This window comes from Pseudomonas sp. Mb7, from assembly GCF_054790525.1.
Genome location: NZ_CP186501.1, coordinates 2,804,949 through 2,825,958, shown reverse-complemented (window position 1 = coordinate 2,825,958; position 21,010 = coordinate 2,804,949). Strand labels below are relative to the sequence as shown.

15 protein-coding genes are annotated in these 21,010 nt (G+C 58.7%); 8 read left to right on the top strand and 7 right to left on the bottom strand.

The window, feature by feature from the left end:
* Nucleotides 1-6 precede the first annotated feature (6 nt).
* From ACOYXH_RS12880 to ACOYXH_RS12855, 6 genes are all read left to right on the top strand, one after another.
* Complete coding sequence (locus ACOYXH_RS12880; RefSeq protein ID WP_095047813.1) at nt 7-669, top strand: amino acid ABC transporter permease; 663 nt, start codon at nt 7-9, stop codon at nt 667-669.
* Nucleotides 666-1,457: an amino acid ABC transporter ATP-binding protein gene (locus ACOYXH_RS12875; protein ID WP_095047812.1), complete on the top strand. Its 792-nt coding sequence runs from the start codon at nt 666-668 to the stop codon at nt 1,455-1,457. The genes ACOYXH_RS12880 and ACOYXH_RS12875 overlap by 4 nt, the downstream gene beginning before the upstream one ends.
* Before the next feature lie 30 nt (nt 1,458-1,487).
* Nucleotides 1,488-1,877 carry a RidA family protein gene (locus tag ACOYXH_RS12870; RefSeq protein ID WP_007912330.1) on the top strand — a complete coding sequence of 130 codons (390 nt, stop codon included), beginning with the start codon at nt 1,488-1,490 and terminating at the stop codon, nt 1,875-1,877.
* Between the two features lie 129 nt (nt 1,878-2,006).
* The gene (locus ACOYXH_RS12865; RefSeq protein WP_095047811.1) at nt 2,007-2,771 is read left to right on the top strand and encodes an IclR family transcriptional regulator; all 765 of its coding nucleotides are present in this window, start codon (nt 2,007-2,009) and stop codon (nt 2,769-2,771) included.
* 39 nt (nt 2,772-2,810) lie between these two features.
* Entirely contained in the window at nt 2,811-4,025 is a 1,215-nt protein-coding gene (locus ACOYXH_RS12860) for an amino acid deaminase (protein ID WP_095126362.1), read from the top strand.
* Nucleotides 4,026-4,182: 157 nt separating this feature from the next.
* Nucleotides 4,183-5,118, top strand: coding sequence for a sugar kinase (locus tag ACOYXH_RS12855; RefSeq protein ID WP_258708330.1), 936 nt, complete (start codon nt 4,183-4,185; stop codon nt 5,116-5,118).
* A 130-nt stretch (nt 5,119-5,248) separates the two neighbouring features.
* Here ACOYXH_RS12855 and ACOYXH_RS12850 read toward each other — a convergent pair whose 3' ends face one another.
* Nucleotides 5,249-5,524 carry a peptidylprolyl isomerase gene (locus ACOYXH_RS12850; RefSeq protein ID WP_007912322.1) on the bottom strand — a complete coding sequence of 92 codons (276 nt, stop codon included), beginning with the start codon at nt 5,522-5,524 and terminating at the stop codon, nt 5,249-5,251.
* Between the two features lie 51 nt (nt 5,525-5,575).
* On the bottom strand, nt 5,576-8,113 hold the full coding sequence (locus ACOYXH_RS12845; RefSeq protein ID WP_095047808.1) for a PAS domain-containing hybrid sensor histidine kinase/response regulator: 2,538 nt from the start codon (nt 8,111-8,113) through the stop codon (nt 5,576-5,578).
* A gap of 113 nt (nt 8,114-8,226) precedes the next feature.
* Here ACOYXH_RS12845 and ACOYXH_RS12840 point away from each other — a divergent pair, with 113 nt between their 5' ends.
* Nucleotides 8,227-9,336: a PilT/PilU family type 4a pilus ATPase gene (locus tag ACOYXH_RS12840; RefSeq protein ID WP_460064817.1), complete on the top strand. Its 1,110-nt coding sequence runs from the start codon at nt 8,227-8,229 to the stop codon at nt 9,334-9,336.
* A gap of 127 nt (nt 9,337-9,463) precedes the next feature.
* The gene (locus tag ACOYXH_RS12835) at nt 9,464-13,231 is read left to right on the top strand and encodes a hypothetical protein (RefSeq protein WP_460064815.1); all 3,768 of its coding nucleotides are present in this window, start codon (nt 9,464-9,466) and stop codon (nt 13,229-13,231) included.
* Between the two features lie 48 nt (nt 13,232-13,279).
* Here the strand turns inward: ACOYXH_RS12835 and ACOYXH_RS12830 are convergent, their stop codons facing one another.
* From ACOYXH_RS12830 to ACOYXH_RS12810, 5 genes are all read right to left on the bottom strand, one after another.
* Entirely contained in the window at nt 13,280-15,235 is a 1,956-nt protein-coding gene (locus ACOYXH_RS12830; RefSeq protein WP_460064812.1) for an acetoacetate--CoA ligase, read from the bottom strand.
* 151 nt (nt 15,236-15,386) lie between these two features.
* On the bottom strand, nt 15,387-16,160 hold the full coding sequence (gene hbdH / locus ACOYXH_RS12825; protein ID WP_220556342.1) for a 3-hydroxybutyrate dehydrogenase: 774 nt from the start codon (nt 16,158-16,160) through the stop codon (nt 15,387-15,389).
* Nucleotides 16,161-16,167: 7 nt separating this feature from the next.
* Nucleotides 16,168-17,559 (bottom strand): GntP family permease, encoded by a 1,392-nt coding sequence (locus ACOYXH_RS12820; protein WP_007912313.1) that lies wholly within the window; start codon nt 17,557-17,559, stop codon nt 16,168-16,170.
* 296 nt (nt 17,560-17,855) lie between these two features.
* Nucleotides 17,856-19,262, bottom strand: coding sequence for a sigma-54 interaction domain-containing protein (locus ACOYXH_RS12815; RefSeq protein ID WP_258708328.1), 1,407 nt, complete (start codon nt 19,260-19,262; stop codon nt 17,856-17,858).
* A gap of 169 nt (nt 19,263-19,431) precedes the next feature.
* Entirely contained in the window at nt 19,432-21,006 is a 1,575-nt protein-coding gene (locus ACOYXH_RS12810; RefSeq protein WP_460064808.1) for an ABC transporter ATP-binding protein, read from the bottom strand.
* Nucleotides 21,007-21,010: the final 4 nt, after the last annotated feature.

Below are 21,010 nucleotides of genomic sequence, written 5' to 3'. Positions count from 1 at the left end.
GCTGCGATGTACGAATCTCCCAGTTGGTTACATGAATTGTGGGTCGCGCGTGAGCCGTTGTGGCAGGGCTTTCTGACCAGCGTGCAAGTGTCGGCACTGGCGATTCTGCTCGGCACGATGCTCGGCGTGGTCACCGGTCTGGTGCTGACCTACGGCAAATTCTGGATGCGCGCGCCGTTTCGTTTTTACGTCGACCTGATTCGTGGCACGCCGGTGTTTGTGTTGGTGCTGGCCTGTTTCTACATGGCGCCGGCACTCGGTTGGCAGATCAGCGCATTTCAGGCCGGGGCCTTGGGCCTGACGCTGTTTTGCGGTTCCCACGTCGCCGAGATTGTTCGCGGTGCATTGCAAGCTTTGCCGCGCGGGCAGATGGAAGCGAGCAAGGCCATCGGCCTGACGTTCTACCAATCGCTCGGCTACGTGCTATTGCCTCAGGCGCTGCGGCAGATCCTGCCGACCTGGGTCAACTCGTCCACGGAAATCGTCAAGGCGTCGACCTTGCTCTCGGTGATCGGCGTCGCCGAATTGCTCCTCAGCACCCAACAGATCATCGCCCGGAACTTCATGACCCTGGAGTTCTACCTGTTCGCCGGTTTTCTGTTCTTCGTCATCAACTACGGCATCGAATTACTCGGCCGGCACATTGAAAAGCGGGTGGCCTTGCCATGACTCAAGCTCAAGTTTCCCCTCAGACTCAGGCGTTGCTGGACATCCGCGGCCTGCACAAACAGTACGGCGCAGTCGAAGTGCTCAAAGGTGTCGATCTGAGCATGCAGCGCGGCAACGTGGTGACGCTGATCGGCTCCAGCGGCTCGGGTAAAACCACGCTGCTGCGTTGCGTGAACATGCTCGAAGAATTCCAGGGCGGGCAGATCCTGCTCGATGGCGAATCCATCGGCTATGACGAGGTCAACGGCAAGCGTGTGCGGCATGCGGAAAAACTCATCGCCCGCCATCGTGCGATGACCGGCATGGCGTTCCAGCAATTCAACCTGTTCCCGCATTTGACCGCATTGCAGAACGTCACCCTGGGCCTGCTCAAGGTGAAGAAAATGCATAAGGATGAAGCTGTGGCGCTCGCCGAGAAATGGCTGGAGCGCGTCGGCTTGCTGGAGCGGCGCAATCACTTTCCCGGTCAGTTGTCCGGCGGTCAGCAACAGCGCGTGGCGATTGCCCGGGCGATTGCGATGAACCCGAGCCTGATGCTCTTCGATGAGGTCACTTCGGCTCTCGACCCGGAGCTGGTTGGCGAAGTCCTCAACGTGATCAAGGGCCTGGCCGAAGACGGCATGACCATGCTGCTGGTGACGCACGAGATGCGTTTCGCCTTCGAGGTCTCGGACAAGATCGTTTTCATGAATCAGGGGCGGATCGAAGAGCAGGGGCCTCCCAAGGAACTGTTCGAACGCCCGCAATCGCCGCGTCTGGCTGAGTTTCTGAAAAATACGCGGTTTTAATCTTACGTTTTCACATCAGGAGAAACACCCATGAGCATTACGCGTTACGGCACCGGCAGCACCGCCGCTGGCGGCCAGCCACGTCCCTTCGCTCGCGCCGTTGAAGCGGATGGCTGGCTGCATGTGTCCGGCCAGGTACCGGCGGTGGATGGCGAGATTATTGTGGGCGGTATCGTCGAGCAGACCCATCAGACCATGAAAAACCTGATCGCGATTCTCGAAGAGGCCGGGTATGGCCTGGAAGACGTGGTGCGCGCAGGCGTGTGGCTGGATGATCCGCGGGATTTCAGCAGTTTCAACAAGGTCTTTGGCGAGTACTTCAAGCCTGAGCACGCACCGGCGCGCGCCTGTGTGCAGGCGAGCATGATGGTTGATTGCAAGGTCGAGATCGATTGCATCGCGTACAAGAAAAAGGCCTGATACACCGCGGCTCTTGTAGGAGCTGCCGAAGGCTGCGATCTTTTGGCATTTTTGGATGCGCCAGAAAGGCAAGATCAAAAGATCGCAGCCTGCGGCAGCTCCTACAGGGAATATTGAGTGAGTAATGACATGACCGAAGACACCATCAAACGCCGGGCCCGCGGTCTGGACCGGGCGTTCGATATTCTCGATTTCCTCAAGGAAATCGGCCAGCCGCTGCGCCCCAACGACATCGCCAACGGCATCGGCAGCCCGAAATCCACGGTTTACGAACTGGTCGCTTCATTACTCGAACGACGGATTCTGGAGCCGGTGGGCAAGGACGGTCATGTCTACCTGGGCCGGCAGTTATACTTCCTCGGTCAGGCACATTTGCGTCATTTCGACCTCAGCCGCGAGGCCGATCATGCCTTGCAGGAGATCGTCAGCCAGACCCGTGAAACCGCGCAGATGTGTCTGCTCAACGGGCGTAAATACACCGTGGCACTGATGAAGGAGGGCGAGCGGCATTTCCGCATTTCCTCCGACATCGGTGAAAACGCCCCCATCCCGTGGACCGCTTCCGGGCGCCTGTTGCTTGCGCATTTAAGCGATCAACAAATCATCGACCTGATCGACGAAAACGACTTCATCCTGCCCGACGGCGAGCGCCTGCCGCTGGAGCGTTTTCTGGCGGAAATCCGTCAGGCCGGCATCGATGGTTTCTTCTCCTTCGACAGTGTTGCCGACACCTTTACCCATTGCTTCGCCGCGCCGGTCAAAGACCCGCAAGGCGTGGCCATTTGCACCTTGTGCATCGTCGCGCCACGGGCCGATGCGAAAAACAATTACAACGACTATCGCCGGGTGCTGATCGAGAGCGCCAACAGCCTCGCCCGGCGCATCAACGAATAACGGCGGCTGGCTGCAGCCGCGAATGTGAGGAGTTCGACCATGACCACTGCCATCAATACTGCTGGAGAAAAGGGCGACGCTGCCATCGGCGCGCACCTGGTACGTGACGTCAGCCTGCCGGCGCTGGTGCTGCATCGTGCAGCGCTGGAGCACAACATCCACTGGATGCAGAAATTTGTCAGCGACAGCGGCGCGGAACTGGCGCCCCACGGCAAAACCAGCATGACCCCGGCACTGTTCAAGCGTCAGCTCGACGCCGGCGCGTGGGGCATCACCCTCGCCAGCGCGACCCAGACCCGGGCGGCTTATGCCCATGGCGTGCGTCGGGTGCTGATGGCCAACCAATTGGTCGGCACGCCGAACATGGCGTTGATTGCCGACCTGCTCGCCGATCCGTCATTCGATTTCTATTGCATGGTCGATCACCCGGACAACGTCGCTGATCTCGGCGCGTACTTCGCCTCGCGCGGGGTGAAGCTCAACGTGATGATCGAGTACGGCGTGGTCGGCGGGCGTTGCGGTTGCCGCAGCGAGCAGGAAGTCATTGAGCTGGCCAAGGCAATCAGCGCGCAACCGGCGCTGGCCCTGACCGGCATCGAAGGTTACGAAGGGGTGATCCACGGCGATCACGCCGTCAGCGGCATTCGTGAATTTGCCGCGTCGCTGGTGCGCCTGGCGGTGCAGTTGCAGGACAGCGGCGCATTCGCCATCGGCAAGCCGATCATCACCGCCTCGGGTTCGGCCTGGTATGACCTGATTGCCGAGTCGTTTGAAGCGCAAAACGCCGCTGGGCGTTTCCTCAGCGTGTTGCGCCCGGGCAGCTACGTGGCCCACGACCATGGCATCTACAAAGAGGCGCAGTGCTGCGTACTCGACCGTCGCAGCGATCTGCACGAAGGTTTGCGTCCGGCGCTGGAAGTCTGGGCGCACGTGCAGTCGCTGCCCGAGCCGGGTTTTGCGGTGATCGCGCTGGGCAAGCGTGATGTTGCGTTCGATGCCGGTTTGCCGGTGCCGTTGCTGCGCTACAAGGCGGGCGTAGTGCCGGCGCTGGGCGAGGATGTCGGTGCGTGCAAGGTCACGGCGGTGATGGATCAGCACGCGTTCATGACGGTGGCGCCGGGCGTTGAGTTGCGCGTGGGCGACATCATTTCCTTTGGTACGTCGCACCCGTGCCTGACGTTCGACAAGTGGCGTGTGGGGTTGTTGGTGGATGAGCAGTTGTCGGTGATCGAGAGCATGGAGACTTGTTTCTAAGGCTTCAGACCGAGTTGCGGTCAATCGCTGGCAAGCCAGCTCCCACAGGGTTCAGTGTTGATTACAAAATCTGTGAGCGACATGAATCCTTGTGGGAGCTGGCTTGCCAGCGATGAGGCCCGCCCAGACACCCGCGAATCAACAGAGACACCACAAGATGAACACCCTCAGCCCCCTGGGCCCGAACATTCCACGCATCGCCCTGATCGGCGAATGCATGATCGAACTGCAGCAACGCGCCGACGGTAGCCTGCAACAAAGCTTCGGCGGCGACACCCTGAACACGGCGGTGTATCTGTCCCGCGCCATGGGCGAGAAGGCGCAGGTCGATTACGTCACCGCACTGGGCGATGACAGTTTCAGCGACGCCATGTGCCAGATCTGGACCAGCGAAGGCATCGGCCTGGATCTGGTGCAACGTCTGCCGGGTCGCCTGCCGGGCCTGTATTGCATCCAGACCGATGCCAGCGGCGAGCGGCGTTTTCTCTACTGGCGCAACGAAGCGGCAGTTCGCGACTGTTTCACCACCCCGGCCGCCGCGCCGATTCTGGCGGCGTTGCCGGATTACGATGTGCTGTATTTCAGCGGCATTACCCTGGCTGTGCTCGGTGCGTTGGGCCGGGAAAAACTTATCCAGACTTTGATCGAAGCGCGGCAGCGGGATGCGCGCATCGTCTTCGATAACAACTACCGGCCACGCCTTTGGGCCTCGGTAGAAGACGCGCGGGCGGCTTATCGCAACGTATTGCCGTACGTTGATCTGGCGTTGTTGACGGTGGATGACGAACAGGCACTGTTCGGTTTTGCCGATTGCGCGGCAGTGTTTGCCGCTTATGCGCAGTTCGGCACGCCGGAAGTGGTGCTCAAGCGTGGCGCCGAAGCTTGTTTGATTCAGTGTGATGGTGAAGCGTTCGAAGTGCCGGCGCAGAAGGTCGAGAAGGTGGTGGACACCACGGCGGCGGGGGATTCGTTCAGTGCGGCGTATCTGGCCAGTCGATTGCTGGGCGGCAGTCCGGTGGAGGCTGCCGAGGCCGGGCATCTGCTGGCCAGCAAGGTGATTCAGGTGCCGGGGGCATTGATTCCCAGAACCTGAAATGCAACACCTGTAGGAGCTGCCGAAGGCTCGGGCCGCGATCGGACGATCTTTTGATCTTGATGTTAAAAAACAAGATCAAAAGATCGTAGCCTCGTTTCACTCGACAGCTCCTACAGGGCTGCAGTGTTTAATCGCGGTAAAACACCTGCACTAGGTGATAACCAAACTTGCTCTTGATCGGCCCATGCACGGTGCGCAGCGGCTTTTTGAAAATCACCGCATCAATCGCCCCGACCATCTGCCCCGGCCGCACTTCACCCAGATCGCCACCACGCTTGCCGGACGGGCAGGTCGAGAATTTCTTCGCCAGCACATCGAACGCTTCACCCTTGGCGATGCGTTGTTTGAGCTGTTCGGCCTCTTCGGCGGTTTTCACCAGAATGTGGCGGGCTTGGGCTTTCATCGTGCGATACCTGATAACGGGGTGACGGCGGGGCGCGGATTATGCCTCAAGTCACGGGGTTTGGCTGATCATCGTGTGGATCTTGCTGGCCAGCAGCTCAATGGCAAACGGTTTGGCAACCATGTCCATACCGTCCTCAAGAAAGCCCTGACGCTCGGCGGCTTTCTGCGCATAACCGGTCATGAACAACACCTTGAGGCCCGGCCGATGCTGGCGGGCGATCTCCGCCAGTTGCCGGCCGTTCATGCCTGGCAGGCCGACGTCGGTGACCAGCAGATCCACGCGTAGATCGGACTCCAGCAGGGGCAGGGCGGTCTTGGCGTCTTCGGCTTCGTGGGCCTGATAACCCAACTCCCTGAGCAGATCGAGCACCAGCATGCGCACCGCTGGGTCATCCTCAACCACCATCACGGTTTCACCGGTCGCCGTCGCCGACGGTTGTTCAACGGCGACGATGGCCGGCCGTTCCGGTTCGACGCCATACAAGCGCGGCAGGTACAAGCGCACGCAAGTGCCCTGGCCCGGCAGGCTGTCGAGGCTGACATGACCACCCGACTGCTGGGCAAACCCATAAATCATCGACAGCCCCAGCCCGGTGCCCTGGCCGATGGGCTTGGTGGTGAAGAATGGATCGAAGGCCTTGGAACGCACCGAGGGCGTCATGCCGGTGCCGTTATCGCTGACCGCCAGCATCAGGTAATCGCCGGCCTTGACCGGTTCGAGCGTGGTGATGTCGCTGCCGTCGAGATAGACGTTGGCCGTTTCGATCACCAGTTCACCGCCATCGGGCATCGCATCACGGGCATTGATGACCAGGTTGAGCAGGGCGTTTTCCAGTTGGCTGACGTCGGTGCTGACCGGCCACACGTTCTCGGCCAGACGCAGGGTCAGTTCGATCGGATCGCCCTTGGTACGGCGGATCAGATCTTCCAGCGAATGCACCAGTTCATTGGCGTCGAGGGTTTTGCGATCCAGCGACTGGCGCCGCGAGAACGCCAGCAATCGATGGGTCAGCGCTGCCGCACGGTTGGCCGATGACACGGCGGCTTCGGTAAAACGGCCAATTTCGTCAGCCCGGCCGTTGGCGATGTAGCGCTGCATCAAATCGAGGCTGCCGATAATGCCGGTGAGCATGTTGTTGAAGTCGTGGGCGATACCGCCGGTGAGCTGGCCGACAGCCTCCATCTTCTGCGCGTGGCGCAAGGCATCTTCGGCGCGCTCGCGTTCGAACATCTCGTTCTGCAAACGCTGGTTGGCCTGGGCCAACTGTTCGGTGCGGGCGCTGACCCGTTCTTCCAGGGTTTCGTTGAGATTGCGCAAGGCTTCTTCGGTTTTCTTGCGCTCGGTCTCATCGATCACAAAGATATAGAAACCACTGATCGCGCCGTCGGCGGCGTAACGCGGCAGGTAATTCATCAGCGCGTGGCGATTGCTGCCATCGCGGTGCGGGGTATACAGGCTGAATGAGCACGGTCTGCCGGCCAGCGCCTCGGCAATGTAGGGCAGGCGCAGGAAATACGCTTCTTCACCGATGACTTCGCGAATCGTGCGCCCGTAGAGTTCCTGTGGCGTGAGGCCGTACCAATCCAGATAGGCCGCGTTGTTGAGGCGAAAGCGCTCTTCACAGTCGACATAACTGATCAGGATCGGCATGGCGTTGATGATCAGTTGCAGTTCGGTCTGGCTCTGGCGCAACGCCTGTTCGGTGTGTTTGCGCTCGGTCAGGTCCAGCGCCGCGCCGAGAAAACGCATGGGCCGGCCATGATGATCCTTGTAGCAGCGCCCGCGGGCGAATACCCAGCGCACCTCGCCATCGCCTTGCTGCAAGCGATATTCCTCAGCGTATTCGGTGCCGTGGGTGATGCAGTGCTTGATGCTGCGCGCAATCATGGCGCGGTCTTCCGGGTGCACGCCTTGCAAGTAATCGCTGATCGGCAACCGACCGGCGAGGCTGGGGTCGACGCCATGCAATTGGGCGAAATGCGCATCGGCGATAAAGCGGTCTTCGCCGATGTCCCAATCCCAGGTGCCGACAGCATCGGTCGCAGCCAGGGCCAGTTGCAGGCGCTCCTCGGTTTCCCGTTGGGCTTTGAGGCTTTCTTCCGAGCGTCGCTGCAGTTCCAGAGCGATGCGGCGGCGTTCGTTGGTTTCGATCGCGGTGACGAGGATTCCGGCGACTTGCGCGGTCTCATCACGAATCGGGCTATAGGTCAGATCCAGCCAGAAGTCGGATTCTCTGCCGTCTCGTTGCAGGGTGAAGCGTCTTTCGCTGTAGGTGCGAACCTGGCCCTGTAGGACGGCGCTGTAAATAGGGTCGGTAAAGTCGCGAAGTTCCGGCCAGATCTGGTGCGCAGGCTGTCCGAAAGCGTGCGGATGCTTGTGGCCGGCAAGCAGGGCGAAACCGTTGTTGTAGATCTGCGTGAGCTGCGGCCCCCACAACAACAGCATCGGCATCGGCGAGTGAATCACGATGTCCACCGCGGTGCGCAGGCTCTGCGGCCAGTTGCCGGCAGCGCCCAGGGGGCTGCGGCTCCAGTCGGTACGGGCGATCAGTGCCTGTGCGTCGTCGGTGTTCGGTACAGCATTCATTACATCAATCCTGAGCGTGGTTCGTTGAGGCGACGTCTATCATTGTTGCAGTTGATCTGCGCCAGGCGCAGGCCGTTGTCTGTTCATTGAATGCTTCGCGGGTGCTTTTTGCCATGGAAATCGATGCGCTGTTGTCAATTTTGTCCAATAAAAACGGTTCGGACCTGTTCCTCTCCACGGGAGCACCGCCCAGTGCGCGCATTGACGGCGTGCTCACAGTGTTGAGCGAACGCCCGTTCAAAAACGGTGAAACCGCGGCCATCGGCGCCTCCCTGATGGACGCCGAGCAACGACGGGAGTTCGACCGGGATCTGGAAATGAACCTGGCGATTTCGCGAGCGGGCATCGGGCGTTTTCGCGTCAATATCTTTAAGCAGCGCAATGATGTATCGATCGTCATTCGCAATGTCAAACTCGACATCCCGCGTTTTGCCGATCTGAAATTGCCGGCAGTACTGCTTGACACCGTCATGCTCAAGCAGGGGTTGATCCTCTTTGTCGGGGCCACCGATTCGGGCAAGTCGACCTCGCTGGCCGCGCTGATCGACCACCGCAACCGCCATAGCAGCGGGCACATCATCACCATCGAGGACCCGATCGAGTACATCCATCGCCACCAGCGCTCGATCATCAATCAACGGGAAGTCGGGGTCGATACACGCAGCTTCCACGCGGCCCTGAAAAACACCCTGCGCCAGGCACCGGACGTGGTGCTGATCGGCGAAATCCGTGACCGCGAAACCATGGAACATGCCCTGGCGTTCGCCGATACCGGGCATCTGGTGCTCTCGACGTTGCACGCGCACAACGCCAATCAGGCACTGGACCGAATTATCAATATGTTCCCGGAAGAACGGCGACCGCAGTTGTTGCATACGCTGGGAAACAACCTGAAAGCATTTATCTCGCAACGCTTAGTCCGCACCGTCGATGGGCAACGCAGGGCAGCTGTCGAGGTGCTGTTGGGCACGCCAACCATCGCAGATCTGGTTCGGCGCGGACAGTTCGAGGAGCTGAAACCGATAATGGAAAAATCCACCGAACTGGGTATGCAGACATTTGATGCGGCGCTGTACGCATTAGTCGCTGAAGGTGCAATCAGTGCGCAGGAAGCTTTAAAGAATGCTGATTCGGTGAATAATTTGAAGTTGCGGATGAAACTTTCTGAAGAGGCAAATGCTGGTAACGATACAATGTCCGAAGAATGGGGGTTGATCGATTAATGTTTTCTTGATTGTTTGTGGGGGGCGGAAACAGTTATTTATGTTTTTTAGATGGATTGGTCGTATCAAAGAAAGTAGAACGTCATCGCGCTGAAGTTGTCAGCTAATTACTTGGTGAGGTTCTAGTGTGAATGATAAGGCCCGGAATAAAACGTTCTGGTCTTCGGCTGTTGCTCTTTCCGAATGGAAGAGCAGGGATGAAGCCGATGCCGTTGAGCGTCAATTGGTTTTGACTCAACTAGAGGCGGCGTTAAGCCAATACACGGATGATCAAAAGATCAATTGGTATGGGCATGAAATAGAGTTGCAAGCCGGATCGTCGTTGTTCGAGATCTACAATCCCGGCAGCCTTTTGCTTAATGAGTTACTTGCTACCGGCCCGGTATTCGGTGCGATTGCCAGGGAAGGCGCAAGCGATCATGACGGACTTCTGCGCGTTACGCCCGACGGCAAGATGGAAGTCCGTGCGGTCAGGGGGTGGGTGGATCTGGTCGCGGCGCGGCACTTTGAATACAGTGTTCCGACACAATCTGCACTGACGTTGATTTCGGATATAGCAACAGTGGCCGGTGGTTATATATGGCCTGATAACGATATAACTCTCGATCAATGGTTTCGCTTTCATGACATAAACTTGCCGGACAACAAGGCGAAGGTCAGGAATTTGATCGATTTGTTCAAGTTTGATCCGCCAGTGCCAGAGCCGGGCAACTACTGGGAGTATTTTCAAACCGAAGATCCGGCATTTGTCGTATTAAGTGAGGAGCAGTTTTCAGCTATTCGTAATGCGACTGCCAAGTTGATGCCCAACAGAAAACTTCTCACGGCCCTCTACAATGTTACCGGTCGCGCCGCCGTCACACATGAGAGTGCGGCTCAACGGGTCATTGAACTCGTCAATCATCCGATTGCTCTTAATCTCGCCGGTGACTACCTGAAAGAACTGGGCTGGTTCGGTGTGAACGAGGGACAGCAGGCTTCCGATGACATTCTTCGGCAATTGCTGATGACGGCGATATTGCTCGACCTTGATCCATCGATTGGTCACGGCATACAACGTAATCGTGTGGTCGGACTTGATCTGTATGCGCCGAAAAATGTTGCTCGTCACCCCTCGGTCATACTTGAGGCGCTGACGGCTGTGCTGCGAACCCGACAATGGCTTGAGGCTGGTCTGGAGCCGTTGGTTGCCCACTTGCTGTTGGCACGCAACGCACCCGAGTTTCTGGTCAGGGAGATTCCTTCGTCGGTTACCTTGGGTTCGATTGGATGGATCAATTTCTGTCGCGCCGTCATGCTGGTCGAGACACTGAAAACCGGTGCGACGCGTGGCATGACCTATGCGCAGGTCATGGCGTATGGCGAACTTGAACCGGTCAGTGAGTCGCAGAAACACAAGCGTGACCTGGCCATGATTGACCCAATCGTTGATTGGGCATTGATCAACCAGATTGTGACCGCCGCTGAACTTGAGCAGGCCGAGCAAACCACTACCCGACGTGCAATTGATGCATTCGAGCGCCACTCGGAAACGTTCGCTCAAATCGCCAAGGCATTTTCGACGCCGTTACCCGACAGAGCGAAGATTGCCCGATCCGCTTTGCAAGTCGCCGCGCCTGGTTGCGACAGCCTGGACGAAAAAGCACTGTCCGAGAAAGGCGGACAGCAAGTCATGTCGATGGTCGACTTGCATCAATCAGGTGATCTGGTCACTGGCCAGTGGGATAGACGTACCGTGCGCCTGGTCACTAACGGTGTCCTCAGGCCGGCCATCAACTACAACCCGTCCGGTGTCAGCCTTTACGCGCGTTACCCGAACTTGTTGAAGCTAGGATCCTGTGACGAGGAGATGGATCGTCAGTTGGCTGTGCATTTCAATGATTTGAACAGCGCCATGTTGTCTAGCGTGAAACTGGCTTTGGCGCAGATGCCAGAGGCGGATTTGCAAGTCTTCATGAATGCCGATATTCACTTCCTGACCGTACGCGAGTCCGCCATTTATTTTAAATCGCGCGGCCTGGGCGGGCCCCTGAAAATTGATCTTGACCAGGAAACAATGCAAAGCAGAGATGCCGCCACGGGACGTTTTGGCATTGTGATGTATGCGTCTCACGAGAATGCGGACATCTGCTACGAACTGTTCACATCGCGCGCAGAGACTCGAAAAAATGACGCCTTGGCGGCTTTCATCAAGCGAGAGCGAAAACTGCGACAACGTTCAAGAATGAGTGCCAGCGCGGATCTAACGTTTCCACTGAGCATCACCGCGACGCAACTCCTGCCGCTCGATGTAAAACGCTATACCCATGCGGCTGCCGAGGACTCTTCGCTCACCAGCAGCATGGCCATCATCGATAATTTTGGCATGCTCAACGCGCCGCAAGCATCGTCGACGCCAAAGTCAGGGTTCTATCAAAAATTCAACGACGCGAATATCGAACGTATCGCCACGTTTCTGGTTAAAAATCGACCTTATCTGAACAAGAGCGAACTGAGAGAACTGGTGCGCGTACCGACTCCGCTTGAACTTTCCAGGGAGGAGGGCGAGCGATTGCTGACTTATTTCATCGACCTGGTGGTGCCTTTCAAAAAATGCATCGAGGATATTGCCTCGGGTGAACATGACAAGGTCGTCGACGGAGTTTACGGATGTCTGATGGATGGCATCGGCCTGGTGGGCACGGTGGCAGGAGCCACCTCCAAAGTCTTGAGCATTTCGGCGAAGGCTATTTCAACCACATCCAGGGCGGCGCGTTTTACCCGATTGGCATTCACCTCGGCCGTTTCCCTTCTCAACCCGCTGGATGGGGTGCCCTCTGGCATTCAGGCGGGCGGAAAATTGGTGAATAAGGGCTTGTTGCGTTTTAGCAAAAACAGCCATGAACTGGTTGCCAGGGCCAACAGCCAATTGCACAAACTCAGTGGCCGTCGGCAGTCCTATGATTTGCTCGGTGCGTCGCAAAGTACCCATTTGGGGTTGGGTCACTGGCAACCTCGCGGCACGCCTGGCAACGTTGTTGCTGTTCTGGCGGCCCGCAGCGGCAACCAATGGTACGCCTTGAACCGGCGTGGCAAGTTGTGGGGTCAACCGCTGAGCGGCTTCGCCTATCAAACACCCTTGCAGTTGCCGTATTCAACCAAGACACTTCCCGCGAGCTACACGTGCAACTTCATCGAAACAAGTCTACCTCGCGCTCGGGCGAAGATTGACAACGCTATTGCTGTGATCAGCCGACATGAGTTCAAGCGAGACGGCGATCTGCTGATGAAGGCACTGTTCGGTAACACGTCGCAGGTAGCGACTGATCGACTGGTGAATTATCTGCGCTTGATTCGCTTTGATTTCGCTGGCTTCTCAGTGAGCAACACGCTTCTCGATGCAGTGAAGCATAACGAGACACTCGCTTCTTTTGATGTGAACAACTACAAGCGTTGGAAAAGTGCCAGCTCCAACGACGCATCGGGTATTGCGTTTATCGAGATTTATACTCAAAACCTGAACAAACACTTCGTCAATCTGGGCTTCAACCATGACGTGGTGGCCGATGACCTGATCCACGAACTGTTTCATGGCAGTGCGCAGACCGTGGATGTCGGCTACGCCACGGACACAGAGCATGCAAGCCACAGCGGGCAGCGACTGGATGTAGCGCAGCTGCTGAATCTTGCGTCCGGCAACCTCCCTGTCGCGGACTCGATCGCTGGCAATCATGCGGTATCCAAGGCCTTTGAGAATGCCGACTCGCTGGCAATTGCCACTTCGTTACTGAGTCAAATGGCTACGGACAAAACGACATTCGACCGCAACATGACGATCATTCGCAGGGCACTCGATGCCAGTGGCGGTAGAGCGATTGGTCAGCCGGTTGTGATTACGCTGAACAAACCCCTCTGACGCCATGCACCGTCGTCAACGCTTGCCGTAAGCGTATCAGCGCCGGGTTCAAACGCTCAGTTCCAGCCGATCCCGAAACTGCTCCAGCGCTTCGGGATTGGCCAACGCATCGGTGTTTTTCACCGGCCTGCCGTGCACCACCTCGCGCACTGCAAGTTCGACAATCTTGCCGCTGATGGTGCGCGGAATGTCCGTCACCGCAACGATCTTCGCCGGTACATGCCTTGGGGTGGTATTGGCGCGGATCTCCTGACGGATGCGTTGCTCCAATGCGTCATCCAGTGCCAGCCCTTCGCGCAACTTCACAAACAGCACAACCCGCACGTCATCCTGCCACTGCTGACCGATAGCGACGCTGTCCAGTACTTCGCTGACTTTCTCGACCTGCCGATAGATCTCCGCTGTGCCAATGCGCACGCCACCCGGGTTGAGCACTGCATCAGAGCGGCCATGGATCAGCATCCCGCCGTGAGGCCGTTGCTCGGCGTAATCGCCCTGTGCCCAGACCCCGGGAAACAGGCTGAAATACGATTGCCGCAATTTTGCGCCGTCCGGGTCATTCCACAGGCCAATCGGCATGGCCGGGAAATGCCGGGTGCAGACCAGTTCACCTTTTTCACCGAGCACCGGTTGGCCGGCGTCATTCCAGACTTCGACCGCCATGCCCAGGCTCTTGCCCATGATCTCGCCGCGCCGCACCGAGGACAGCGGATTGGCGTTGACGAAGCACGAAACGATATCAGTGCCGCCCGACATCGACGCCAGGCATACATCCGCTTTCAAGTCGCGATAGACGAAGTCATAGCTTTGCGGCGATAACGCTGAGCCCGTGCACAGCAGCGTCTTCAGGCTGCCCAGATCATGACTTTCCCGGGGCTTGGCGCCGCTGCTTTCCAGGGTGGCGAGAAACTTGGGGCTGGTGCCGAACACACTGATGCGCTCGTCGTCGATCAAGTCGAGCAAACGCTGGTTGTCCGGGTGAAACGGCGAGCCGTCGTACAGCACCACCGCGCTGCCGACCGCGAGCGCCGAGACCAGCCAGTTCCACATCATCCAGCCGCAGGTGGTGTAGTAGAAAAGTCGATCGCCGGGGCCGAGATCGCAATGCAGGCCGTGTTCCTTGACATGTTGCAGCAACACGCCGCCGGTGCTGTGGACGATGCATTTCGGCACGCCGGTGGTGCCGCTGGAATACAGCACGTACAGCGGATGATGGAACGGCATCGGGACAAAATCCGGTTCGCCGCCGACCTGATAAAAGTCATCCCACAAAGTCACTTCGGCGTGAGTCTTGTATGCCTCGACACGGGCCTGCGGCTGAGCGTAAGGCACGATGATCAATTGCTTCAGCGTTGGCAGTTGCTCAAGTATTCCGTTGATCTTGTCGGTCTGCTCGATGACTTTGCCGGCATAGCGATAACCGGCGCAGGTGAGCAGCACCTTGGGTTCGATCTGGCCGAAGCGATCGATCACCCCATGGGTGCCGAAATCCGGCGAGGAGCACGACCAGATTGCACCGAGGCTGGTGGTGGCGAGCATCGCCACCAGGGTCTCCCAGGTATTGGGCATGCAGGCGGCGACGCGATCGCCAAGACCAACACCGGCGGCGCGCAAACCGGCTTGAAATCCGGCGACATGCTCGGCGAGTTCGGCCCAGGTCAACTGCTCGCTTTGACCGTTCTCCGCCACGCTGATCACCGCCACGGCATCGTCACGCCGCCGCAGCAAGTGTTCGGCGAAGTTCAGCGTGGCGCCGGGAAACCACTCGGCGTCGGGCATCTTCGAGCCTTCGCGCAGCACGGCATCGGGTTGCGTGTGGAAGCGGATATCGAAGAAATCGACAATCGCCTGCCAGAATTCCGCGCGCTGCTCGACGCTCCATTGGTGCAGGGCAGGGTAATCGTCGAGTTTCAGTGAATGGCGTTGATTGACCGCACGACGGAAGGTGTCCATGCGCGACTGGGCGATACGGTTGGCGTCGGGTTGCCAGAGGATGTCGGACATTGTTTGCCTCTTGTTTTATTCATGCACAAGATCGAGCGCACACATAGCACCTGTGGGAGCGAGCCTGCTCGCGATAGCGGTGTGCCAGAACGGTAAAATTTAACTGACACAAAGCTATCGCGAGCAGGCTCACTCCTACCGGGACGCAGCATTACTGCGCCAACCACCCACCATCAATATTCCACGCCGCGCCGCGCACCTGGCTGCCAGCCTCGCTGCACAAAAACAACACCAGTTCGCCCAGATGCTGCGGCGTCACGAATTCCAGCGATGGTTGCTTCTCGGCCAGCAAATCATGCTGCGCCTGCTGCGGATCGACCCCCTTGGCCGCACGGTCGTCGATCTGCTTCTGCACCAGTGGCGTGAGCACCCAGCCCGGGCAGATCGCGTTGCAGGTGACATTGCTGGTCGCGGTTTCCAGGCCGACCACTTTGGTCAAGCCGATAACGCCGTGCTTGGCGGCGACATACGCCGCTTTGCCGGTCGAGCCGACCTGGCCATGCACGGAGGCGATATTGATGATTCGCCCCCAGCCTTTTGCGCGCATTCCCGGCAAGCTCAGACGCGTGCTGTGAAACACCGAAGACAGGTTGATGGCAATGATTGAGTCCCAGCGCTCGACGGGAAAATCCTCCACGGCGGCGACGTGCTGGATGCCGGCGTTGTTGACCAGAATGTCGACACCGCCGAATTCGCGCTCGGCGTAATTGATCATGTCGGCGATCTGCGTCGGGTCACTGACATCGGCCGGATGATGGCCGACCTTGCCGCCGAACCGGGCGACTTCGGCGATGACTTTCGACGCATCGCCAAAACCATTGAGAATCAGATTCGCGCCAGCCTTGGCCAGGCTCAGTGCGATGCCCAGACCAATACCGCTGGTGGAACCAGTCACCAGCGCGGTCTTGCCGGAAAGAGTCGTCATGAATACCTCACACAATGCCAGTGGCGTAGAAAGTGCCGATCACTACGAAAACCGCCAGGGTCTTGATCAGCGTAATACAGAAAATGTCTTTGTAGGCTTCGCGGTGGGTCAGGCCCGTCACCGCGAGCAAGGTGATGACCGCGCCGTTGTGCGGCAGGGTGTCCATGCCGCCACTGGCCATCGCGGCGACGCGGTGCAGCACTTCCAGCGGAATGTTCGCGGCGTGGGCCGCACTGATGAACTGCTCGGACATCGCCGCCAGCGCAATGCTCATGCCGCCCGACGCGGAGCCGGTGATACCGGCCAAAAGGGTCACGGTGATGGCTTCGTTGACCAGCGGATTGGGAATCTGTTTGAGCCAGTCCGCCAGCACCAAAAAGCCTGGCAGCGACGCGATCACCGCGCCGAAGCCATACTCCGAGGCGGTGTTCATCGCCGCCAGTAATGCGCCGCTCACGGCACTTTTGCTGCCTTCGGCGAGCTTGCTGCGAATCGCCTGAAAGCCAAACGCCAGCACCATCAGAATGCCGACCAGCAAAGCCGCCTGCACGGCCCAGATCGCCGTCAATTTGGCGATCTCGGTGGTCACCGGTGCCGCCATGCCCGGCAGCGCGAGGCTGTGGGTCTTGCCGTACCACTGCGGAATCCATTGGGTGAAGAGCAGGTTCATGATGCCCACCGCCAGCAATGGCGACAGGGCAAGCCATGGGTTTGGCAGTTTCAGATCTTCAGCGGTTTCCGGCTCGTTGCGCAATTCAGTGCCGTAGCCTTCGCCAGCACGTTGCGCCTTGTTGCGTTGCCGCTGCAGAAACAGCATGCCGGCGCAGAACACGAAAATCGTGCCGATCACGCCCAGCCACGGCGCCGCCCATGCGGTGGTGTTGAAAAAGGTGCTGGGGATGATGTTCTGGATCTGCGGCGTGCCGGGCAGGGCGTCCATGGTGAACGAGAAAGCGCCGAGAGCGATGGTGGCCGGGATCAGCCGCTTGGGGATATTGCTCTGGCGGAACATCTCGGCAGCAAACGGATAGACCGCGAAGACCACCACGAACAGCGACACGCCGCCGTAAGTAAGCAGAGCGCAGACCAGCACGATCACCAGCATCGCTTGCTTGGTGCCGAGCAAGCGAATGGCCGCCGCGACAATCGAACGGGAGAAGCCCGACAGTTCGATCAACTTGCCGAACACGGCACCAAGCAGGAATACAGGGAAATACAGTTTGATGAAGCCGACCATTTTCTCCATGAACACCCCGGTGAACGCAGGGGCGACGGCGGAAGGGTCGGTGAGCAGAACTGCGCCGAGGGCGGCAATCGGGGCGAAGAGGATAACGCTGTAGCCACGGTAGGCGGCCAGCATCAGCAGCGCCAGGGCTGCCAAAGCAATGATCACACTCATGGTGTGTCTCTCCAGAATTGTTATTTTTGTGGGTAGAACGGGTGTGGGAGAGGCTATAGCGAGATCTGTGCCAGATGTCTAACTAATTGAAATATAAGAATTTTATTGATTTGCTTGAGGGGTTTTCAGGTATTTTGTCTCATTTTGGAGACTGGGTTAAGCCGAAAAGATCGCAGCCTTCGGCAGCTCCTACAGTGCGGACGCGAATTTCCCCTGTAGGAGCTGCCGAAGGCTGCGATCTTTTGATCTTCAAACAATCGATCTACAGAAAGAGATCATTGTCTCTATTTGGAGACTCAGGCAATCCCCAACGCCACCATCTTCTTGTACAACGTCGACCGCCCAAGCCCCAATCGTACCGCCGCTTCCGGCACGTTCCCCGCACATTTCGCAAGAGCTGCCTGAATCAACTGCCGATCAAACCGCTCCCGCGCCTGAGCAAAAGTCTCTTCAGCCAGCGTCTCCATCGTCGGCACCGAGGCACGCTCAACTGGCGTCAAGGTGCCAATCGCCGCACGAATATCCTGCTCAGTCAGCATCAAGTCATCACTGAGCAACGCCGCCCGTTCGAGCACATTACGCAGTTCGCGAATGTTCCCCGGCCAGGCATGCTGGCCGAGCAACGCCAGCGCATCCCGGTGCAGTTCGTGTTGGCTGCGCAGTTCTTCCAGAATCGCTTCACTGAGTGCCGGTAAATCATCAAGGCGTTCACGCAATGGCGGCACCTGAATCGGCAACACATTCAGGCGATAGTACAAATCGGCGCGGAACTCGCCGCGCTTGATCGCCGCTTGCAGATCGGTCGAGGTGGCAGCAATCACGCGCACGTCGCTCTGAATCACCTCGTTGGAGCCGACCGGTTCGAACTCCTTTTCCTGCAACACGCGCAGCAGTTTGCTCTGCAAGGGCAGCGGCATGTCGCCGATCTCGTCGAGGAATAACGTGCCGCCCTGAGCGATCTGCAACTTGCCGGTGCGACCCTTGCGGTCGGCGCCGGTGAACGCGCCCGGTGCCGTGCCGAAAAATTCCGCCTCCAGCAGTGCCTCGGGAATTGCCGCGCTGTTGATGCTGACGAATGCTTTGTGCGCCCGTGGCGAGGCGCTGTGAATGGCTTGAGCCAGCAACTCTTTACCAGTGCCGGTTTCGCCGAGCAGCAACACTGGCGACTCGGCGCTGGCACTGCGCCGGGCGCGGCGCTTGACTTCAAGGCTGGCAGCGCTGGTGCCGATGAAATGGGCGAAGTTGTATTTGGTTTGTCGGGCGCGCAGCAGAGAACGGGTCGAGGCCAGTTCTTCCTGCATGCTCAAGTAACGTTTGAGCATCGGTGACAACGTGCGCAACTCGTCGAACAGGGCAAAACCGATCGCGCCGATGACCGTGCCGGCGTCGTCGTGGATTGGTAGGCGCATCACCACCAAAGGCTCTTTCGGCGTGTCCTGCATGTCCAGAAGAATAGGGCGACCGGTGCGCACGACTTCGCGCAACAGGCTGCCGGGAATTACGCTTTCACAGGGTTTGCCGATCGCGCCTGCAGCCGATTCAAGACCGAAACGCCGAGCATAACGCTCGTTCATCCAGACGATACTGGCATCGCGGTCGACAATCACCGTGCCCTCGCTGGATTGCTCGATGATCTCGAACAGCGAACGGATCGCCAGGGTGCGCACCCGTTGGTAGTCCTTGAGGCTTTCGGTGGTGTTCATCTGACGGTTGATCCGGAATTTGGGTTGTTGATGCGGGCCTCTTCGCTGGCAAGCCAGCTCCCACAGGGTTCTGGGTCGTTCACACTTGTTGTGTACACCGCAGCCCCCTGTGGGAGCTGGCTTGCCAGCGATGGCCGCAACTCGATTTCAAGTCGATCGGAAATTATGCCTACCCCGAATGCGCCGCCGCCAACAGCTCTTTGGTGTACGGATGCTGCGGTGCAGCAAACACCTCATGGCTGGCGCCACGCTCGACCACTTTGCCGTCCTTGATCACGATCATGTCGTGGGCCAGCGCGCGCACCACCGCCAGGTCATGGCTGATGAACAGATAAGTCAGACCGTGTTTTTCCTGAAGCTGGCGGAGCAGCGCGACCACTTGTTTCTGTACCGTGCGATCCAGCGCCGACGTCGGCTCGTCGAGCAGGATCAGCGCCGGTTTCAGCACCAGAGCCCGCGCGATAGCGATGCGTTGGCGCTGGCCACCGGAGAATTCGTGGGGATAGCGATGGCGACTTTGCGGGTCGAGACCGACCTCTTTGAGTACGCGGATGACTTGTTCATCGCACTCGTCAGCGCTTGACTCGCAATGCACTTCCAGGCCTTCGCTGATGATCTGCGCGACTGACATGCGCGGGCTGAGGCTGCCGAACGGATCCTGAAACACCACCTGCATCTGTCGGCGCCATGGGCGCATTTGCTTCTGATTGAGACCGTCGAGTGCCTCGCCCTGAAAGCGGATACTGCCTTCGGAGTCGAGCAGACGCAGGATCGCCTGACCCAGCGTCGATTTGCCGGAACCAGACTCGCCGACGATGCCCAGCGTCTTGCCACGCTGGATGCTTAGGCTGATGCCATCCACCGCACGCAGGTACTGCTTGCGCTGGAACAGACCGCCACCGACGACAAACTCAACCTTGAGATCGTCGACCTCCAGTACGTTTTCGCGCTCATCCCGAGGCAGTGCTTCGCCTTCGGGCTCGGCGTTGAGCAGCACGCAGCTATAAGGATGCTTCGGTTCGGTGAACAGGGTTTCGCAGGGCGCCTGCTCGACGATTTCCCCGGCCTTCATCACGCACACCCGTTGCGCGATGCTGCGCACCAGATTGAGGTCATGGCTGATCAGCAGCAGCGACATGCCCAGGCGCTGTTGCAGGGATTTGAGCAGCAGCAGGATCTTGCGCTGCACGGTCACGTCGAGCGCGGTGGTCGGTTCATCGGCGATCAACAGCTCCGGTTCGCAGGCCAGGGCCATGGCGATCATCACCCGTTGTCGTTGTCCACCGGAGAGTTGATGCGGGTAAGCCTTGAGGCGTTCCTTGGGTTTCTGGATGCCCACCAGTCCGAGCAGTTCGAGGATCCGCGCCTGCGCCGCTTTACCGCCGAGGCCACGGTGCAGCAGCAGGGTTTCGCCGATCTGTTTTTCGATGGTGTGCAGCGGATTCAGCGAGGTCATCGGCTCCTGAAAAATCATGGCGATGCGGTTGCCACGCAGTTCGCGCAAGACTTTGGGATCGGCGCCGATCAGTTCCTGTCCGCGATAGCGAATGCTGCCAGTGGTTTGCGCTTCGCTTTCGGGCAGCAACTGCAGAATCGAATGGGCGGTCACCGATTTGCCCGAGCCCGACTCGCCAACCAGGGCCAGACACTCACCGGGGCGAATGTCCAGGCACAGGTCGCGCACCACGGTCTGGTCATGGAAGGCAACGTTGAGGTTACGGAGTTCAATCAGGTTGTCAGTCATGGCC

Coding starts and splice junctions, on each gene's coding strand:
- ACOYXH_RS12880 (WP_095047813.1), top strand. CDS start 7: ATGTACGAATCTCCCAGTTGGTTACATGAATTGTGGGTCGCGCGTGAG.
- ACOYXH_RS12875 (WP_095047812.1), top strand. CDS start 666: ATGACTCAAGCTCAAGTTTCCCCTCAGACTCAGGCGTTGCTGGACATC.
- ACOYXH_RS12870 (WP_007912330.1), top strand. CDS start 1,488: ATGAGCATTACGCGTTACGGCACCGGCAGCACCGCCGCTGGCGGCCAG.
- ACOYXH_RS12865 (WP_095047811.1), top strand. CDS start 2,007: ATGACCGAAGACACCATCAAACGCCGGGCCCGCGGTCTGGACCGGGCG.
- ACOYXH_RS12860 (WP_095126362.1), top strand. CDS start 2,811: ATGACCACTGCCATCAATACTGCTGGAGAAAAGGGCGACGCTGCCATC.
- ACOYXH_RS12855 (WP_258708330.1), top strand. CDS start 4,183: ATGAACACCCTCAGCCCCCTGGGCCCGAACATTCCACGCATCGCCCTG.
- ACOYXH_RS12850 (WP_007912322.1), bottom strand. CDS start 5,524: ATGAAAGCCCAAGCCCGCCACATTCTGGTGAAAACCGCCGAAGAGGCC.
- ACOYXH_RS12845 (WP_095047808.1), bottom strand. CDS start 8,113: ATGAATGCTGTACCGAACACCGACGACGCACAGGCACTGATCGCCCGT.
- ACOYXH_RS12840 (WP_460064817.1), top strand. CDS start 8,227: ATGGAAATCGATGCGCTGTTGTCAATTTTGTCCAATAAAAACGGTTCG.
- ACOYXH_RS12830 (WP_460064812.1), bottom strand. CDS start 15,235: ATGTCCGACATCCTCTGGCAACCCGACGCCAACCGTATCGCCCAGTCG.
- hbdH (WP_220556342.1), bottom strand. CDS start 16,160: ATGACGACTCTTTCCGGCAAGACCGCGCTGGTGACTGGTTCCACCAGC.
- ACOYXH_RS12820 (WP_007912313.1), bottom strand. CDS start 17,559: ATGAGTGTGATCATTGCTTTGGCAGCCCTGGCGCTGCTGATGCTGGCC.
- ACOYXH_RS12815 (WP_258708328.1), bottom strand. CDS start 19,262: ATGAACACCACCGAAAGCCTCAAGGACTACCAACGGGTGCGCACCCTG.
- ACOYXH_RS12810 (WP_460064808.1), bottom strand. CDS start 21,006: ATGACTGACAACCTGATTGAACTCCGTAACCTCAACGTTGCCTTCCAT.